The sequence below is a fragment of the Longicatena caecimuris genome (assembly GCF_018406465.1).
GTDB lineage: Bacteria > Bacillota_I > Bacilli_A > Erysipelotrichales > Erysipelotrichaceae > Longicatena > Longicatena caecimuris.
On the sequence record NZ_AP024510.1, the window covers coordinates 1,684,500 to 1,703,203 of the forward strand.

Genomic DNA, 18,704 nt, shown 5'->3' on the forward strand with positions numbered 1-18,704 from the left:
CCTCCCTTCTCTACAAAATACTTATGAATTAATTTCCATAATGACCGGTAAGACCATCGGGCGTTTCCCGGTTTCCTTCATTAAATATTTACTGATCTTATCGCGCGCTTCTGCACGTACTGTCAAATTATCATAACGTTTTTCTTTTACTGCTTTTTCGATACAGTTTTCCATGATATTACCGACTTCTTTAATGATATATTCTGCATCCTTTAAATAAATCAGCCCTCTAGTCTGCACATCCGGACCATTGGATATTTCCTTCGTCTTATGATTAACACCAACACCGATGATCATCACCCCATCTGTCGATAGAACCTCACGATCCTTCAAGACAACACCTGTCACATCCCAATTTTCCTTACCGTCAATCATCGTATCTTCTAATTCCAGACGCTGTGCGACACTCTTTAAGATTTTATTTTCAAATAAGGCAATCTGTCCGTTTTCCAAAATCAGAATACGATCGGGTGAATACCCCATTTTCGTTGCTAAATTTGCATTTACATATAAATGACGATACTCGCCTTTGATCGGTATATAATATTTAGGTTGGAAGAGATACAGCATCATTTTCAGATCTTCACTGGATGGATGCATAGATAATACGGTTTTAGAATCCAGCGTATAAATCTTGCCGCCCTCTTTATAAATTTCGTTTTCCATATTGCTGGCATCTAATTCTGTACCACTGACAATTGGACTGGCTACAATAATCGTATCACTCGTACGGAAACTTACATGCGCATCTTCATGATTAGCGATATTTGTCATCGTACGGAACAGATTTTTACCATTGCCACTAATCAAAACGACAACATCTTCCATGTCATCACTAAAGTTCTTTTCATTGATTTCCATCTCTTTAGGAACGCGATAGTATTTCATCGTTTCTAAATGTTTTAACAGTTCACGAATTCCTTTATCATGAAAAAAGATCTTGCGATTAAACTTTTTCGCCAATTCAATAATTTCTATGATGCGGAATAAACTTTGGGAATAACAGGAAATCAAAATTCGTGTTCCTTCACTAGCTTCAAAAATCGGTTCAATCAAAGATGTAATGCGATGTTTAGGAGCCGTGTGTCCACTCTTATCAGCGCCCTGGGATTCACACAACAGACACAAAACACCTTTTTTTCCTATATCACTTAATTCGTTTAAATCACATAAATATTCTTTTTGAAGCATATCATAATCTACGATAAATTCTCCTGTATAGACGATATATCCCTGATCGGTACTGATCGCCAATCCAAAATTGTCAGGAAATGCATGTGTCATTGGGAATGTACGTATTTTGACACCGCCAATTGTCTGCTTACTGCAGCGTTTTAAACGATGAATCTTTGCATTCTTTATGCCTTCTTTTTTTAGCATCTCATGAATGATATTCGCAGTTAAAGCACCTGTATACACTGGCGCATTCACCTGTTTTAATAAATATGGCAAGGCTGCCACTACATCATCATGGGCATGGGTGATGAAGATCCCTTGAATACGTTCTTTGTTTTCGATCAGATAAGAGAAATCCGGAATGATGAATTCCACTCCTAACTGTCCTGTATCCGGATATTTTAATCCGGCTTCAATAATAAATATAGCTTCATTGACTTCAACGACAAGCATATTCTTGCCATCTTCATCAAGTCCACCAAGCGCAAAAATGCGTACTTGATCCATAAATCGTTACCTCCGTTTTCATATTGTTATTATGTTTTCTTATTGTTTCATTCTGAATGAACTCGAAATTCCATGATAAACTAATGATATTATACCACTAAACATCAAAAAAAAGACAAGGGAATTGCTTTTTATCGCAAAAACCATAAACGAAACCATAAAAAAAGTGATTGCTCACTTTTTATAGAATTTGTTCACCATCTAAAGAAAATGTCTTACATGCTGTGATTTTCACTTTTACGATATCCCCAGCAGTCACATGCTCACCAGTAAAATTTACAAGCTTATTGGTTTCTGTATAGCCACTCCATACATTCGCCTTTTTCTTGCTGGCGCCATCCACCAATACCTTGACTACTTTACCGAGATATGCCTCATTTTTAACGTGAGCATACTGATTCCAACAAGCATTAAGTTCCGCCAAGCGACGCTGTTTGACTTCCAAAGATACACTATCCGCCATACGTGCAGCCGGTGTTCCTTCTCGTGGAGAATAAATAAAGGTAAAAGCATTATCGAACTGACATTCTTTCACTAGATCTAACGTATGTTGGAACTGTCCTTCGCTTTCATTAGGAAAACCCACAATGATATCTGTAGAGATTGCACACTCTGGCATACGTTCTTTGATCTTATGGAATAAGGTGAGATATTGTGCGTTTGTATAACGACGCCCCATAATCTTCAGAATTTCATCATCACCACTTTGTACCGGCAGATGTATAAATGGCATAATATTGTCATAACGTGCAATCACATCAATCATCTCATCACTAAAATCCCATGGATGGCTTGTTGTAAAACGAATACGTTCTATGCCAATTTTCGCCGTTTCCTCCAACAATTTCGCAAAACCACCTTCGATATGCAAATCTTTTCCATAAGAATTAACATTCTGCCCCAGCAAGGTAATTTCTTTATAGCCATCTTGTTTTAACTGACGTATTTCTTGCAATACATCTTCCATAGCTCGGGAACGTTCTTTTCCTCTAGTATAAGGGACGATGCAATATGTACAAAATTTATCACATCCATACATAATATTGACCCAAGCCTTATGTTTGCCAAAACGTCTTACCGGAAGATTTTCAATGACATCGCCTTCTTTTGACAACACCTCGACACTACGCTTATGCCCAACCATCACCTCATACAAAAGTTCTGGTAAACGATGAAGGTTATGTGTTCCAAAAATAAGATTGACATGGCGATATTTTTCTAATAACACTTGTACGACATCTTCTTCTTGTGCCATACAACCACACAAACCAAAAATCAAATCTGGATTGCTTCGTTTCAAACGCTTTAAAGAACCGATCTCGCCCAACACCTTATCCTCAGCATTTTTACGAATAGCACATGTGTTTAACAAAATCAAATCAGCCTGTTCAGGGTGTTCTACCGGTGTAAACATCAATTCTTCTAAAATACCTGCCAAGGTTTCAGAATCGCGTTCATTCGCCTGACATCCATAAGTTCTTAGATAGTATTTCTTTCCCTGTCCCAGTGTTCTAACTTCACTAGGTATTTGAAACAAGCTTTTTTCAATCGTGACTTCTTTCTGTGTACGTTTTTGGGCCTCATGCAAATTAGGCAACGCCCATCCTGGCTGTGTTTTCATTTACTTCCCTGCTTTCTTTTTTCTAATATAATAAACATCCTAAGTGGATGATCTTGACTTAAAAAAACCAAGCATTTCTACTTGGTTTACTGAGAGATTGCTTCTACTGGACAAGCGGAAATACAAGATCCGCAGTCAATACAAGTTCCTTCATCGCATTCTGATTTAGAATCAGCGTTCATGGATAAAGCTCCAACTGGGCAAACTCCTACACAAGCACCACAACCGATGCAAGTATCAGCATTTACATTTACTGGCATTCTTTATTCCTCCTTTACAACCATTCCTATTATACCAATATCTCCAAGGACATGCAAGCATTTAAAGCCAAAAATACTTTTGTGAAGACGCACTTGTTACGTCTTTCACAAAACTATGAACAACCCTTTGAGAAATCTTTTCTTGTACATATCCGATCATCATAAAGTTTCCCCTAAATAAGGCTTTAAACATTTACCTGTTAGAAAGATGAAAGCAATCAAAGTTAAAAAAAGGAAGAACATTCAATGGTTTTCCATTGTCTTTCTTCCTATTTTAAGCAATTAACATTCAACATGTTCTGGACGTATTTGAATGCGTTCGATACCTATTGCACGATTCGTTGTATCATCGATATCCACTAAAGCACCACAGAAAATCCCTTCACCTTCAGCAATTTTGAATTTGGTCTTCTCTTGTGTTGTAAAACGCGTTACTATTTCATTCACATCACGTCCTAAAACACTGGTATACGCACCGCACATCCCCAAATCCGTAATAGCCGCACACCCATACACGATTCGTTCATCTGCAGTTTGTACGTGCGTATGTGTGCCAACTACAGCGCTTAAGCGATCCGCAAAGCAATACGTAAAAGCGATTTTCTCGCTCGTTGCCTCAGCATGAAGATCAACCAGATAAATGTCTGCTTCCACTTCTTGAAGAATATCTTCCATGCAATAAAACGGCGAATCTATTACATTATTCATCCAAACTTCACCACTTAAATTCGTGATGGCAACCCGTTTCCCCTGTACCTTAATCACAACGGTATGTTCCCCATATTCTAAAGGTTCCATATTGGCAGGGCGTACCATACGCTCAGCTTCATCAATAAACTGATAAATATCATTTTTAGAAAATGTATGGTTTCCCATGGTGATGACATCAATCCCACAGGCCAGCAGTTGGTTATAAATGCGGCGGGTAATACCTTTCCCATGAGCAGCATTTTCACCATTTGCAATTACCAAGTCGATGGCATACTGCTGTTTCAAAAGAGGAAGCTGCCGGCTAACAGTTTCCCTTCCGGCAGCTCCTACGATATCTCCTATAAATAAGACTTTCATATTTTTTATTTAGCCAGCTCACAAGATCTTGTTTCACGAATGACCGTAACCTTGATCTGTCCTGGATATGTCAGTTCCGCCTCAATCTTGTCCTTGATGTCACGGGCAAGTTTATGACAAGCCAAATCATCCACCTTATCCGGTACGACCATGACACGAACTTCACGTCCTGCCTGGATCGCATAAGAACTATCCACACCATCAAATGATTTTGTAATCTTTTCAAGCTCTTCCAGACGGTTGATATAATTCTGTAACGCTTCATAGCGAGCACCTGGACGCGCTGCACTAATCGTATCAGCAGCTATAACCAAATTGCTTATGAGAAATTTCGGTTCAACTTCTCCATGATGTGACTGAATCGCATTCAATACCACATCGCGTTCACCATGTTTCTTACAGAATTTGTAGCCTAATTCAATATGACTACCCTCAACCTCAAAATCCATAGCCTTTCCTATATCATGAAGCAAGCCTGCTCGTTTAGCCAGCTGCTGATTTAAACCAAGTTCAGCTGCCATCATACCGGCCAGATGAGCAACTTCCATACTATGTTGTAATGCATTTTGTCCATAAGAATAACGGTACTTTAAACGACCAATCATCTTAATGATTTCACGGTCAATACGACCGATACCCAATTTAAAGACGGTATCTTCACCAGTCTTCATGATGTTGGTATCCATTTCTTTCTTGATTTTATTGACAACTTCTTCAATACGGCCCGGCTGAATGCGGCCATCTTTGATTAAATGTTCCAATGCCAATCTTGCAACTTCGCGGCGAATTGGATCAAAACAAGAAACAGTAATCGTCTCTGGCGTATCATCAATAATCAAATCAACACCAGTCGCCTGTTCAATGGCTTTGATATTACGCCCTTCGCGTCCGATGATTCTACCTTTCATTTCTTCACTTGGTAAAGCAACAACGGAAACGGTGCGATCAACGGCCTCATCCTGCGATAAGCGCTGAATGCTTTGTGCAACGATATTGCGCGCCTTTTCATCTGCAGTTGCTTTGGCCTCTTCTTCTTTTTCTTTGATGTAGGCAACCAACTCTTTTTCCATACGTTTTTCGGTGATTGCAAATAATTCTTCTTTTGCCTCACTGGTAGACATGGCCGCTACACGTTCCAATTCCTCTACCTGTACATCAATCTTTGCCTGTAACTCTTTGTCTTTTTTATCTAGCATTGCCATTTTGTCAGCTAATTGAGCACTTTTCAGATCAATCTGTTTTTCTTTGCTTGTCAATGTTTCATCGCGGAAATTCAGATTGTCTTCTCTGCGCAGGAGTTTATTTTCCATATCGGTAACCTCCTGCTTGCGTTCTTTTATCTCTTTTTCTGCCGCAAGTTTCAATTCATGCGCTTGTGTACGACCATCCAATACTGCCTGCTTGACGGTTGCGTCGGCTTTTGCTTCCGCTTCCTTCAGCAGCAGGTTGGCCTTTTGCTGATCTTTATTTAAACCTGCCTTAGATACCACTATCATAACGATAATTCCAACGGCAAGACCTATCAACGCAGACAAAAAGATGAGCAGTGCATTATTTTCCATAACACTATTCCTCCATTCGTCATGTAATGAGAATTTTATTCTCTAACATATATTGTACATAAATTTCACATTTTTCTCAACTAAAAACCGCAGTTTTTGGAAAATTAGAATCAAAAATTGAAAGCCGTTCCATCAAAAAGTAAAAGAAGGGCAATCCTGTCCTTCTTTTTTGATAGGTAAACTAAACGATCCTTAAAGCTTTTTAAGCTTTTTCAGCTGCTGTTTTCTCCATGAGCTTTGTTTTTAACTCTTCTAACAGTTCTGGATTAGACTTGATCGTATTTTTTGCAGCTTCTTTCCCCTGGCCGATTTTCTCACCATTGTAAGAAAACCAAGCACCACTTTTCATAACAATATCATGATCCACACATAAATCTAATAACTCCGCGATATAAGAGATGCCTTCGCCATACATGATTTCAATAGCAGCCGTTTTAAAAGGTGGCGCTACCTTATTTTTCACAATTTTTACATTTACTTTATTTCCAATAATTTCAGTTCCATTTTTAATTGCCTCACTGCGTCGAATATCCAAACGCACACTGGAATAAAATTTTAAAGCACGACCACCAGGTGTGGTTTCAGGATTGCCATAAACAACTCCAACTTTTTCGCGCAGTTGATTAATGAAAATTGCCGTACATTCGCTGCGATTCATGACACCACTTAATTTACGCATCGCTTTTGACATCAAACGAGCCTGTAATCCTACTTGTGAATCACCCATCTCACCATCCAATTCAGCCTGTGGTACCAAGGCGGCAACCGAATCCACGACAACCAAATCAATAGCACCGCTTTTTACTAACATTTCGGTAATATCCAGCGCCTGTTCTCCACTATCTGGCTGTGATAAGATCAACTCATCAATATTGACCCCAAGTTTTTGCGCATATACAGGATCAATCGCATTTTCTGCATCAATAAAGGCAGCACGCCCGCCTTTTTTCTGTACTTCAGCAATCGCGTGCAATGCCAATGTCGTTTTACCACTTGATTCCGGACCGTAGATTTCAATGATACGACCTTTGGGATATCCACCAATACCTAAAGCCTCATCTATTTTGATGGAACCACTGCTGATAGCATCAATTTCTACCGCAGCACGATCTCCTAATTTCATGATGCTGCCTTTTCCATATTGCTTTTCTATGGCCTTAATTGCATCACTTAATAAGGTATCTTTTTTATCTTCTGCTTTTGTCTCTGTTTTCTTATCTTTCTTTTCACTCATGCTACTTTTCCCTTTCTCATTCACTGAGGAATGCGACTGCTTTTTCCATCATAAATTGTACAGCATACGCCCGCAATTCATTGCGTGTCAATTTAGAATGTAATGCAAATACTTGTACATGTTGGATATCTGCTATTGCACAATACACTAAACCTGCCGGTTTGCCTTCCCAGGCATCCGGTCCGGCATTTCCCGTAAAGGAGATACATAGATCAACATCCAATACAGCACGTGCGCTTCGCGCCATTGCAATTGCACATTCTTCACTGACAACACCATATGTTTCGATGATTTTTGCATCAACATGTGCCAATGCTATTTTTTCTTGTGTGGCATATGTGACTAATCCACCTTTTAAAACGGCACTTGCTCCTGCAACATCTGCTATTGCTGCACAAAAGGCACCCGCTGTAAAACTTTCACAGCTGCCAATTGTCAGTTTTTTTTCTTTCAGCAAAGCCACGAAAGATGCTGCTGTTGTTACCTGTTCCATCTACATCGTCTCCATGACAACATCTTTCAACTTCATAAAATAAACAATTCCACTATACACGGAAGCTATTGTTGCTCCCCAAATAAAAATTTGATCCATCGGAATACCTAAATAAGCAAATGGTAAATCATACAGCATGACAAAAATAATAGCAAACATTTGCAGTACCGTTTTAATTTTCCCTGGCATGCCCGCTGCCACCACTTTGCCTTTTGCACTTGCTGACATTCGCAAGCCATCCACGATCGTATCACGCCAAATCATAATGATCACCGCGATGATTGGCACTCTATTGCCAACAGCAAATAAAATCAGCATCGTATTTACTAAAAGCTTATCAGCAATCGGATCAACAAATTTACCAAAAGAGGTAACCAGATTTCGTTTGCGTGCAATATTTCCATCCAAAAAATCAGTAAAAGAAGCAATCGCAAATAAAATCAGCACCACGATATCGCTCCATTGCACTGTCACCATAGCATCCTGTACATTCACTTGGAATGCCATACCCAAATCACAAAACAAATATAGAATAGCGATGATTGGTACTAAAACGACACGAAACAAAGATAATTTATTTGGCAGATTCATTTACTTCACCTACCGTAAACGTCAACGTATTGCTAGGACAATATCCAGGATATGTGCTTGGATTTATACTGCTATCCGTCTTTACGACCTTTCCATTAATTTTTATATCAGTTTGCACCATACAACCGATATAGATAGAAATCTTCGTGCCTTTTTTCACTTCAATTTCACTTGTAGCTGTCTGCCCCACATTAAATATCTTATTTTCACGAATATCTTTTTCATCAACCGTAACACTATAACCAGAATTGCTGCCGTTAAATTTCGTTTCCACTTTTAATTTCTCGCCTTCTTTGACATTGTTGATTGTATAATCGGTCACATCATTTTTGACGATTTCTAATTCTTTGACTTCTTCTTTCTGTTCTTCTTTTAGTTTCTCGTCATCGCTAGGATAGGCTTCTTTATCATTTTCACCGGCAATTGGCATATTGTTTGTCGGTTTGTTATCCTTGCCACTATCTGTCTGCATGAAAATCACAAAAGCAAACATCAATACGATGACCACAACACCAATAATTGCCACAAGCGAAATTAAAGAAACATCTGGTTTCGCTCTTCTGCGCTTTTGGCGTGGCATTTTCACATCTGCGGTCTGCACTTTCGTAAGCTTCTCACTCTTAGCGATATTATGTTCAATTTCTTCATGAGAAAGCTGTGCGCTTTGTACAGATGTCATGGTATAATCGTCAATGCTTTCACGCAATTCATCTTTCATATCTTCAAAATCAATACCGACCGCATCACAATACGATTTCACAAAAAAGCGTAAATAACTCAGGTCCTCATGAAAAAAAGAAATATCTCCTTCTTCTAAGGCTTTGATGTGCTTTGTTGTAAGTCTGGTTTTTTCACTTATATCTTCGACACTCATACCGAGTTCGATACGTTTTTCCTTTAACATGTTTCCTATTTTTTCCATTTGCACACCTCTTTTATAGTACCTGAACGACATTCTTCGATATCTTCAGTATGTCCCGTTTTTATAGTCCTTATTATTATAACAAGCAAAAACTAAATTGTAAAATTATTATGAACATTTTTGAAAATCTCACAGCATTTCCACAATTTCGCGTCATTTTTACATTGAAAAAGCAGGATTACTCCTGCTCTACGGTTTCATTGCATAAGCCATGTTCTGTACTCCAATGGAGTGGCAGTCATTTATCTGCGTTTTTTCAAACGCCCCACCGGATGATTTCACTTCACCTCCAGCAGGTTCCCCTACCAAATTTGGGTTTCTCGCTTGCGGGGTTTACCCGTTCCATCTTTTATGTTTCCATAAAAGCTCGTCTCTGTGGCACTTTTAAAGAAGTACACCATAGTTTCCCTTAGGTTTCCTTCAGCCGTCAGTAATTACACTGCCTGGATTTATTGTTTCATCCAGCACAAACACTACGATCATCACAGATCGTGCGAGCATGGACTTTCCTCTAGTCAAATGACCAGCGACTGCCGCAACGCTGCCGATTATTCTTTTTCTTTCCGAAATACCGCATTTTCTAAACGTGTTAATCGTTTCAGAATATCGATGTTATCTCCGCTCAGTTCAGCTTTTATAGCTTCCACTTCCTGTTTTCCTTCTAATTCTACGATTTTCGCTTTTAGGGTGGCGATATGACGTTCATACTCTTGAAGATGATTGCCAAGATTTTCAATCATGTGGTCATATTCTTGATAGTCATGAATCACAAGATCTAAAAATTCATCGACCTCACGAGAAGAATATCCTTTAAAATCCACATTGAACTGTTTGTTTAATACATCTTCCACACTCAGTTTAAACCTTTTTTCCATTGCACTCACCTTCCTGTTATAGTTTCTCAAAAAACCATTAAAATTGCAAGATATTTTTTTGCTTTCCTATCCTTTGCAGTATCTTTTTCATAAGATATCCTTATTATATTATGAGTAAGATGATCGATTTTTTGGTAGTACTTCTAAAGTTATTGCAGTAAAATATATAAAAATTTTTATTAGAAAGCTTTAAATCGACGACCTTTTCTGCTTAATAAAAAACCTGCTCAAATGTTAAGAAAACTTTCAGAATCGTGTATTCTCAGCACAATATTCATCAAATTCATGCTTTTTATCATTAGAATACCATGAATTCTTACGGTTATTTATCGCAATCATGAAAACCTTATGATATAATATAAACTGGTGATACATGTGATAGGATACCCCAATAAAAAAAACAAGGTGAGTCAAACAGCTGTGGATAATCATATGGGTCGTGGAATGTCATTAGAGGAAGACATCAATGACAGCAACGCCTATTATCGTGCATGTGATCGCGCCTTGATTCATAAGAAGCCAACACCGATTCAGGTGGTTAAGGTCGATTATCCTGCCCGCTGTGCCGCCAAAATAACAGAGGCCTATTATAAGACCCCTAGCACGACTGATTATAATGGCGTGTATCGGGGAAAAGCAATTGACTTTGAAGCGAAAGAAACCAAATCAAAAACATCCTTTCCCTTTAAAAGCATACATCCCCATCAGATTCATCATCTGAAAAAGGTCTTATTTCATGGAGGTATTGGATTCTTCATCATCCGATTCACTTTTTATGATGAGACTTATCTGATTGACGCTGGCGTAATAATCGAACGCTATGAAAATAGTGAACGTAAGTCCATTCCTTATGAACAAGTAAAACAGCTCGGTTCTTATATCAAGGAAGGATTATCCCCACGGCTGCGTTATTTAGATAATGTAGATGCCTTATATTTCAAGGAGGAAAACTCGTATGGCAAATGATACTACGAAAAAAAATTCCAATCCAACAGGAAAGAAAAAGAAAGCTACCGTTCGTAACGTCGTGAATGGTATCATCATCGTCTTCTTATGTTGTGTATTATTAGGAGGCGTGACCGGATTCTTCCTGCTAAGCCAAATCATTGGTAAGGTCAGTGAAGATGAGCGAAAATTGGAAGAAAAAATCATTAATGTAGAGCCAAGCACATTATACAGTGCTGATGGCAAAGTCATTTATGAGCTCGGTGCAGAAAGCCGTGAAATTGTTGAATATGAACAAATTCCACAAGTTACCATTGATGCCTTTTTGGCTATTGAGGATTCCCGTTATTTTAAACATAACGGTTTTGATCTTCCTCGCTTTATTTCCAGTGCGTTCAACAATTTACGTTCCGGATCCTTGGCACAGGGTGGTTCTACCTTGACCATGCAGACGATTGATAACTTTATTAATAAGCCTAAGGAAGAAAAGGCAGATAGTGAAGGCATTAAGCTAACACAAAAAGATAAAATTGAAATGAAGATTCAGGAAATTTATTTAAGTCTTCGCCTTGATTCTAAAATGAGCAAGGAAGAAATCTTAACAAACTATTTGAATAAAATTAACTTTGGTGCTAGCGCCCGCGGTATTCAAAAAGGAGCGCAATATTATTTTGGCAAAAACGTAGAGCAGCTGAATCTGAGCGAAAGTGCCTTTTTAGCCGGCGTGGTCAATGCACCTGCATTGTATAACCCATATCAAGGCTATGATTCCAAAACGAAACAAAACTATTATGCTTATGCTACCAAACGCCGCAACGAAACCCTTTCCTTAATGTTGAGTCATGGCTATATCAGTGAAAGCGAATATAAATTAGCTAAAGCAACAAAACTGGCATTCCAATTAAAAGGAGAATCAAAGGCCAAGGATAATCCTTACCTCGCATACGCGCAAGCTGCGATTACAGAGGCTAGAGAGCTGACAGGTGAAGACCCAGCAACAACACCAATGAAAATTTATACTGCTCTGGACACTTCCACCCAAGATCGTCTCAATGATATTCAGGAAAAGAAAGTTATCGGTATGCCGGAAAATAAATATTTCCAAATAGCTGCAAGCGTTATCGATAATCGTAAAGGTACGATCATTGCTATTGGTACTGGCTTTGATGATCCTACTTCCAGTACGTATAAAGATCGTGCGACAAAAGAAAAGCATCAGCCAGGATCAACATCAAAACCATTATTGGCATACGCACAGGCTTTTGATCAAATCGGCTGGGCGACATCACGAATCGTAGAAGATAAACCTATCCAAATTTATGGAGATACAAAGAGTAATTACGATAACAAATATCATGGAAAAGTTTCATTAGAACGTGCGTTAGCGCAATCCTTAAACATCCCTGCTCTGGAAGCTATGCAAGCCGTGACAAATGCGGTTGGCAACGATTATATGCGAGAGTATATGAAAAAACTAGGTTTTGATGATAAGGTTGCTGAAAAATTCGATTTACTGTATGCCATTGGTGGTGCTAATTTTGAAGCAACCCCTACTCAAATGGCAGCCGCATTTGCTACCTTAGCAAACGGTGGAAAATATATAGAACCGCATATGATCACAAAGGTTGTATATAAAGATGGCAGTAAAACTTATGAGAACAACGCTAAGACGACACAGGCTATGTCCCCGCAGGCTGCTTATATGACAAGTGATTTGTTAAACAAAGCTATCACAGGCAAATATAGCGGATATAACTATATGAGCCAAGCCTTCAATGGTGCTGGATATCCGGTTTATGGAAAAACCGGAACTTCTGACTGGGATGATTATGCTGATGAAGTCGGTGGTAATGCCCATGACGGTTGGATGGTCAATTACACAAGCGATTATACGATTGCTTCATGGAACGGCTTCGATTCACGTGTCAACGGCTACACCTATTTATCCGAAGCTGTACAAAATATGAATATACCTGGTAAGATCAATCGTTATATTTTAGATTCCTTAAGTTCCAATGCGACAAGGATTCAAAATCCCGGTGGTATCAGCTCTTATGGTGGAGGTCTCATCAAAACAGAGTTCCTAAAGGATGCTGCAAAAAACAATCCTGAAACCGTAGCCAATGTGAAAAAAGCTAGTGATGCATTAAAATCACCTATCAGTGATGCTAGTAAATATAAACAAAGCGATTATACACCGGAAACATGGGCTGCATTGCAAGAAGCTCTAAAACAAGCAAATGCGTTGTTAAATAAAGAAGACGTCACAGAAGACGAAGTAAATAGAGCAAAACAAGCCTTAGAAAATGCAATACGTGGCTTGAAAGAAAAAGAAGTTGCCGTAACAACAACTTCCCTAACATCTGCTATTCAAAATGCTGCTGCATATACCGATACTACAAAATATCAAAGTGCTTATGTGCAAGCATTAAATAGTCGAATCAATGCAGCAAATGCTTTATTAACATCAAGCGGTGTGACACAGGCAGAAATCAATCAAGCCGTTCAAGATATCCAAGCTGCTATTGAAGCTTGTAAAGCTCATCCAGTACAAGAAGTAACGCCGCCTAATAATAACAATCAAAAGCCAAATGATAATACCAATAATAATGCTAATACGGATAAAAATGATAACACCAATAAAGGTGATACTGCGAGTGGAACTGGCAATAAAGAAAATGGCAGGCCAACTAGCAATACATTTGGTGATTAGCATATTACACAGAAGAGATTCTTTGCTTGAAGAATCTCTTTTATTATCGTCTATTAATTAATACGCACATCAAAAGGCTTTCTTATTTGACAGAATTCTGATATCTATCCGTTTTTACTATGACCTTTTCTTATGTCAACCACGCTTTACTATCGTCTCTTCTATAATAAGAAAAAGTATATTATAAAAAAACAGTCAGCTTTTTTTCTGACTGCGATATGCTTCCAACTTGTCTTTTTTGCAAAACGAGGCAAAGGGACATTGATCACACTGAGGATTTCTTGCAGTGCATTGGTATCGACCAAAGAAGATAAATAAATGATGTGCACGATTCCATCGCTCTCTTTTGATTTTACGTTTTAATTTTTGTTCTACTACTTCAACACTATCCCCTACTTTCGCCAGCCCTAATCGCTTAGCGATACGTTCTACATGTGTATCCACTGCAATTGCTGGAATATCAAAACAAACACTGCGTACTACATTTGCTGTTTTACGACCTACTCCGGCTAAAGAAGTCAACTCCTTCATGCTCTGTGGTACTTGTCCGTCAAAATGTTCTACCAAAGAAGCACTTAAAGCCTGAATAGAGCGTGCTTTATTGCGATATAATCCAATGCGGCGAATTTTAGCTTCGACTTCTTTACTATTTGCCGAAGCTAATGCTTTCGGAGTTGGAAATGCCTCAAATAAAGCAGGCGTTATCTTATTAACCGCAGCATCTGTAGTTTGCGCAGATAAAACTACGGCTACTAATAATTCAAAGGGATTTTGATGCACCAATTCACAATGTGCATTAGGAAAACGTAATTCTAATATATCTAAAATTTCATCTGTTGTCATTATCGTTTCCCCTCCTCATAATCTTCCGGACGCAATCCACGCTTTTTCCACTCTACCAAAATACGCTCGATATAATCAAAACTCAGATGCTCATAAGTCAACGCTTCTCGTAAGGCATAACCAATTAATTTCTGCTCATATACATTTAACCAATCTGCCAGCCGTTGCAATTCCATATGTGATAATGGTCGAGCAAACTCTGTTTCAAATAGATCAAATAAAGAAGCATCAAAATTCATCGTTTTTTCCTTAGCGCCGGCAAAAACACCATCAATTTCAAATAAAATCTTCCCATTTTGAAATGTCAGCTGCACATATCCTTTTGCACTAAGCTGGGATAATAAATCATCAATTTCGCCACTATCCTTTTTCATCTTTTTTGCCAAAATACCGTGAGTGACCGGAATTTGGTGTTGATTTAAAAAATCAATTAACATGATCAATAAGGTCTCATCGCTAGTCATCGTTAATTCATCTAAATGATCTAGCATGTAATCACGGCGGTTGATAAACTTTTCTTTCCACCAATCCATAACTGTATGCTATTCTCCTTTCTTCAGATAATAGACTTCATCTAATGTATCATAATCCAATAATACTTCACCTTTATCAAAATTCACTACATAAACAGGATTTTTATACCCATAGCCAAGTGATACCTTACTAACCTTACCTTGATAGTTTTTTTCTATAAGAGCGTTTACAGCCGCCTTTTGATAACTTGTTTTCTTGCGACTGGCAATGGCTTTACCTTTTTCATTAAACCAGACATACATATCGCTATCTTCTCCTATGTAGACAACATAATGAAAGACATGGCGCTGTACATCCTCTATTCGCGCATAAGATTCTTTGATTTTGGCAATCTGATGATCTACCTTATCTTCAAATTTACGCGCAGGCCCACTAATAAAAATAGCGATTTCGATAAAAATGACAATCAATGCCATAAACAGCAGTCCACATGTAACAGCTACTGATTTTCCATTTATTTTCATAGCGACCTCCTAACGTACCTCATTATACATGATTTTTTTGCATTTGTCTTTCTTTATACGCAAGAAATACCTTGCTTGAGCAGCACTTCTTAACAAAGCGATGCCCCTTTCTATAAAAAAACATCCTTGATTGGATGTCTATTACATAAATTCCATGAATTCTTGACATAAGGTGGCACTGCGTTTTGCAGCATGTTCTGCGTATGTTAAGAAATCCATTTGTGAATCTTCTTTATGTGCTACATCGCTTAAAGAGCGCAAGACAACAAAAGGTACGTGATAATGAGAACATACTTGGGCAATCGCTCCGGCTTCCATTTCTGCACAGATGGCATCCGGAAATAAAGTTTCTATACGTTCACGTTTTTCATCTTCAGCAATAAATTGATCTCCACTGGCCACTAAGCCACGAAACACACGTACTCCCATAGATGTTAACACCTGATCACATACATCGATTAATTTCGCATCAGCATCATAATACAACCCTAATCCATCATTTCCATCAATGATGCTAGTATCAAAATCGTGTTGTACGACGCGTGTCGACAAGACAGCATCCAACACCTGCTGTTCCTTTTTTAAGCCACCTGCCGTACCAATATTTATCACTGCCGTAATAACAAAATTTTCAAACAGAATCGTTGTCGCCATCGCGGCATTCCCCTTGCCAACGCCACTCTTCATTACAATGACATTTTTCCCTTTGATACTGCCTTTTACCATTGCAATACCGGATACCTTATATTCTTCCTTATTTGTCAATAAAGATGTTATAGCATCCATCTCTTTCTCCATTGCTGCGATAATACCAATCATGTTATTCCCTCCCTTTATGATTTCCTTTTACAAATATAAAACAATTTTTCACCTTCTTGGATACCATCAAATGTAAAATCAGTAATGATTTTTACATCAAAATCAAGAGCTTCTAGCTGTTCTTTCACCCACATAGGATCATAAACACGCTGGATATGTTGTTCCAGACTTACCCTGCCAGCTTCATCATAAAAAGCAAAATTCTGATAGATACAGTCTTCGATTGTCTGAATCGTCCATTGATATTCATGATGATCAATTCTTCCAGCTTCATTATATTCTTCCGCAAACTCTAACAATCGATCCATTGAATGCATATCCATAATAAAGACACCATCTTTCGTTAAATGCGATTTAACTTGAGTGAACAATTTTTGCACTTGTTCTTTTTTTAATAAATAATTAAAAGAATCGCATAAACATAAAATACCATCATAACTTACATCAACCTGAAAATCACACATATCCATCACTTTCCAGTCTACTAGATCATGATCTTTTTTCTTTTTGGCTGCCTGCAGCATCTCTGCGCTGATATCCGTTCCAGTAACATGGTAACCATCCTTCGCAAGTGCTATCGTAATTTCTCCACTGCCGCAAGCGAGTTCTAGCACTTCCTTACCGTTTACATATTCTTCGATTAACGATACCCATGCTTGCGTAGCTTCTTCATCTTTAACTAAAGCATCATAAAATTGTGCCAATGTTCCATACATCATAAGGAAAAGTCCTCACTAGGCAAATCCGCATATAATTTTTCTAACTGAAAGTGCGCTCTTTCTTCTGTTTGAAATACATGTACGACAATACTGTCTAAATCAACCAACACCCAACTGGAATCCTTATCGCCTTCCATGCTGCGTACAGTATAACCATGTTCCTTTACACGATCTGCCACATTATCTGCAATCGCATAAACCTGGCGTAAACTTGGAGCACTGCAAATCACCACATAATCAATGAACGGGTTTAATGTATGATATTCAAATATAACAGGGTGTTCTCCCTTTTTTTCATCTATGGCTTTTTGTACGACTTTTATTAATTCCTTCATGAAATTACTCCTTTTTTTCGCAAATATTCCTGCTGTTCCTGTTTTACTCTTGCCAATCCCAATGACAAGCTTTTTTCACACAATAACAGTTGTTCACTGGAATCATAGCCTCGCGCTGGATCCAGCTTATCTGCCACATATAAAATAATTGCATATGGCGAAGCGCCATCTCCTAAGACATGATGATAAATAGCAGAGATGATACGTTTATCCTCCATATATAAAAAGCGTTTTGTATAATCAGCGCCAATATAGCCATGCCAAATCGCACTATTTTCTTGCAAATGAGATGGCATATGATGAATCATCCAGATCTTTGCCTTTTCAAAAGGCATTTGTTTACAAATATCGTGTGCAATACCCATACACCATGCGACATGTTCGTCTAAGTGATGTGCATGTGCTAGTCTGACACAAACTTCAGCGACCGATACCGAATGCTGGAAACGCTTTTCCGACATACTTGCTTTCACCCAATTTATTACATATAGCCCATTGCTTCCGATATAACGCCTTACTGTCTTAGGTAAAGCCCATTTCTTTTCACCATTTCTAATTTCTGTACTAGAAACCGAAATCAGTTGCATTGGAACACGTTTCATCCCCGTCGGCAACTGACCGTCTTCATGACGTGAAAACACATAAAAGCATGCTTCTTGTTTCAATTGCGCACTATCTTTCCATTTATCAAATTGCGCTGCCTGATCATCACCAATCAAAAAAGAAAAAGTGTCATGAGGAAAACGTTTTTTTAGTTCCTTTATCGTACGTATCGTATAGGAAACACCATCTAGCTCTCCTTCTAATGTACAAAGTTTCATTTTACGATATGGAGCTATCGCCAACTTCACCATGGCACATCGATGATGGAAAGCTACTTGTTGTCCCTTTTTTAATGGCGCATCTTTACAAGGTAAAAACCAAACCTCATCAATTGGAAGTTTTGCTAAAGCGGTTTTCGCAATTCGCAAATGGCCCTCGTGTATCGGATCAAAACTTCCTCCCAGCAAAGCAATACGCATA

The 18,704-nt window shown here is 38.4% G+C and carries 19 protein-coding genes and 1 other RNA gene; 2 read left to right on the forward strand and 18 right to left on the reverse strand.

Annotated features, from left to right (window positions below; all coding sequences use genetic code 11):
* Positions 1-21 precede the first annotated feature (21 nt).
* The 11 genes from KJS44_RS07930 to KJS44_RS07980 all read right to left on the reverse strand — a co-directional run bounded on the left by KJS44_RS07930 (position 22) and on the right by KJS44_RS07980 (position 10,309).
* Positions 22-1,683, reverse strand: coding sequence for a ribonuclease J (locus KJS44_RS07930; RefSeq protein WP_008688249.1), 1,662 nt, complete (start codon positions 1,681-1,683; stop codon positions 22-24).
* Positions 1,684-1,864: 181 nt separating this feature from the next.
* A complete protein-coding gene (gene miaB / locus KJS44_RS07935) occupies positions 1,865-3,304 on the reverse strand; it encodes a tRNA (N6-isopentenyl adenosine(37)-C2)-methylthiotransferase MiaB (protein WP_008688247.1) in 1,440 nt (479 codons plus the stop codon).
* Positions 3,305-3,390: 86 nt separating this feature from the next.
* Positions 3,391-3,564 (reverse strand): 4Fe-4S binding protein, encoded by a 174-nt coding sequence (locus KJS44_RS07940; RefSeq protein WP_008688245.1) that lies wholly within the window; start codon positions 3,562-3,564, stop codon positions 3,391-3,393.
* 282 nt (positions 3,565-3,846) lie between these two features.
* Positions 3,847-4,632 (reverse strand): TIGR00282 family metallophosphoesterase, encoded by a 786-nt coding sequence (locus tag KJS44_RS07945; RefSeq protein ID WP_008688244.1) that lies wholly within the window; start codon positions 4,630-4,632, stop codon positions 3,847-3,849.
* Positions 4,633-4,637: 5 nt separating this feature from the next.
* Positions 4,638-6,194 carry a ribonuclease Y gene (gene rny / locus KJS44_RS07950; RefSeq protein ID WP_008688243.1) on the reverse strand — a complete coding sequence of 519 codons (1,557 nt, stop codon included), beginning with the start codon at positions 6,192-6,194 and terminating at the stop codon, positions 4,638-4,640.
* Between the two features lie 202 nt (positions 6,195-6,396).
* On the reverse strand, positions 6,397-7,428 hold the full coding sequence (gene recA, locus KJS44_RS07955; protein ID WP_008688242.1) for a recombinase RecA: 1,032 nt from the start codon (positions 7,426-7,428) through the stop codon (positions 6,397-6,399).
* 16 nt (positions 7,429-7,444) lie between these two features.
* Complete coding sequence (locus KJS44_RS07960) at positions 7,445-7,921, reverse strand: CinA family protein (protein WP_008688241.1); 477 nt, start codon at positions 7,919-7,921, stop codon at positions 7,445-7,447.
* The gene (pgsA, locus tag KJS44_RS07965) at positions 7,922-8,512 is read right to left on the reverse strand and encodes a CDP-diacylglycerol--glycerol-3-phosphate 3-phosphatidyltransferase (protein WP_008688240.1); all 591 of its coding nucleotides are present in this window, start codon (positions 8,510-8,512) and stop codon (positions 7,922-7,924) included.
* Positions 8,496-9,434, reverse strand: a complete 939-nt coding sequence (locus tag KJS44_RS07970; RefSeq protein WP_008688239.1) for a helix-turn-helix domain-containing protein — start codon at positions 9,432-9,434, stop codon at positions 8,496-8,498. The genes pgsA and KJS44_RS07970 overlap by 17 nt, the downstream gene beginning before the upstream one ends.
* 200 nt (positions 9,435-9,634) lie before the next feature.
* Positions 9,635-9,976, reverse strand: an RNA gene (gene rnpB, locus KJS44_RS07975) — RNase P RNA component class B.
* Positions 9,977-9,982: 6 nt separating this feature from the next.
* A complete protein-coding gene (locus KJS44_RS07980) occupies positions 9,983-10,309 on the reverse strand; it encodes a DivIVA domain-containing protein (protein ID WP_008688238.1) in 327 nt (108 codons plus the stop codon).
* 432 nt (positions 10,310-10,741) lie between these two features.
* Between KJS44_RS07980 and recU the strand changes: the two genes are divergently transcribed.
* Both recU and KJS44_RS07990 read left to right on the forward strand, forming a co-directional pair.
* Positions 10,742-11,275 (forward strand): Holliday junction resolvase RecU, encoded by a 534-nt coding sequence (gene recU / locus KJS44_RS07985; protein ID WP_008688237.1) that lies wholly within the window; start codon positions 10,742-10,744, stop codon positions 11,273-11,275.
* Positions 11,265-13,967 carry a transglycosylase domain-containing protein gene (locus tag KJS44_RS07990; RefSeq protein ID WP_008688236.1) on the forward strand — a complete coding sequence of 901 codons (2,703 nt, stop codon included), beginning with the start codon at positions 11,265-11,267 and terminating at the stop codon, positions 13,965-13,967. The genes recU and KJS44_RS07990 overlap by 11 nt, the downstream gene beginning before the upstream one ends.
* 195 nt (positions 13,968-14,162) lie before the next feature.
* Here the strand turns inward: KJS44_RS07990 and nth are convergent, their stop codons facing one another.
* The 7 genes from nth to nadD all read right to left on the reverse strand — a co-directional run bounded on the left by nth (position 14,163) and on the right by nadD (position 18,703).
* On the reverse strand, positions 14,163-14,810 hold the full coding sequence (gene nth, locus KJS44_RS07995) for an endonuclease III (protein WP_008688235.1): 648 nt from the start codon (positions 14,808-14,810) through the stop codon (positions 14,163-14,165).
* On the reverse strand, positions 14,810-15,343 hold the full coding sequence (locus KJS44_RS08000; RefSeq protein WP_008688234.1) for a DnaD domain-containing protein: 534 nt from the start codon (positions 15,341-15,343) through the stop codon (positions 14,810-14,812). The genes nth and KJS44_RS08000 overlap by 1 nt, the downstream gene beginning before the upstream one ends.
* Before the next feature lie 9 nt (positions 15,344-15,352).
* Entirely contained in the window at positions 15,353-15,808 is a 456-nt protein-coding gene (locus tag KJS44_RS08005) for a hypothetical protein (RefSeq protein WP_008688232.1), read from the reverse strand.
* A gap of 141 nt (positions 15,809-15,949) precedes the next feature.
* The gene (locus KJS44_RS08010) at positions 15,950-16,627 is read right to left on the reverse strand and encodes a 5'-methylthioadenosine/adenosylhomocysteine nucleosidase (RefSeq protein WP_008688230.1); all 678 of its coding nucleotides are present in this window, start codon (positions 16,625-16,627) and stop codon (positions 15,950-15,952) included.
* 14 nt (positions 16,628-16,641) lie between these two features.
* A complete protein-coding gene (locus tag KJS44_RS08015) occupies positions 16,642-17,346 on the reverse strand; it encodes a class I SAM-dependent DNA methyltransferase (RefSeq protein ID WP_008688228.1) in 705 nt (234 codons plus the stop codon).
* Positions 17,343-17,681, reverse strand: coding sequence for a ribosome silencing factor (gene rsfS, locus KJS44_RS08020; RefSeq protein WP_008688226.1), 339 nt, complete (start codon positions 17,679-17,681; stop codon positions 17,343-17,345). The genes KJS44_RS08015 and rsfS overlap by 4 nt, the downstream gene beginning before the upstream one ends.
* Positions 17,678-18,703, reverse strand: a complete 1,026-nt coding sequence (gene nadD, locus KJS44_RS08025; RefSeq protein WP_008688223.1) for a nicotinate (nicotinamide) nucleotide adenylyltransferase — start codon at positions 18,701-18,703, stop codon at positions 17,678-17,680. The genes rsfS and nadD overlap by 4 nt, the downstream gene beginning before the upstream one ends.
* Position 18,704 lies beyond the last annotated feature (1 nt).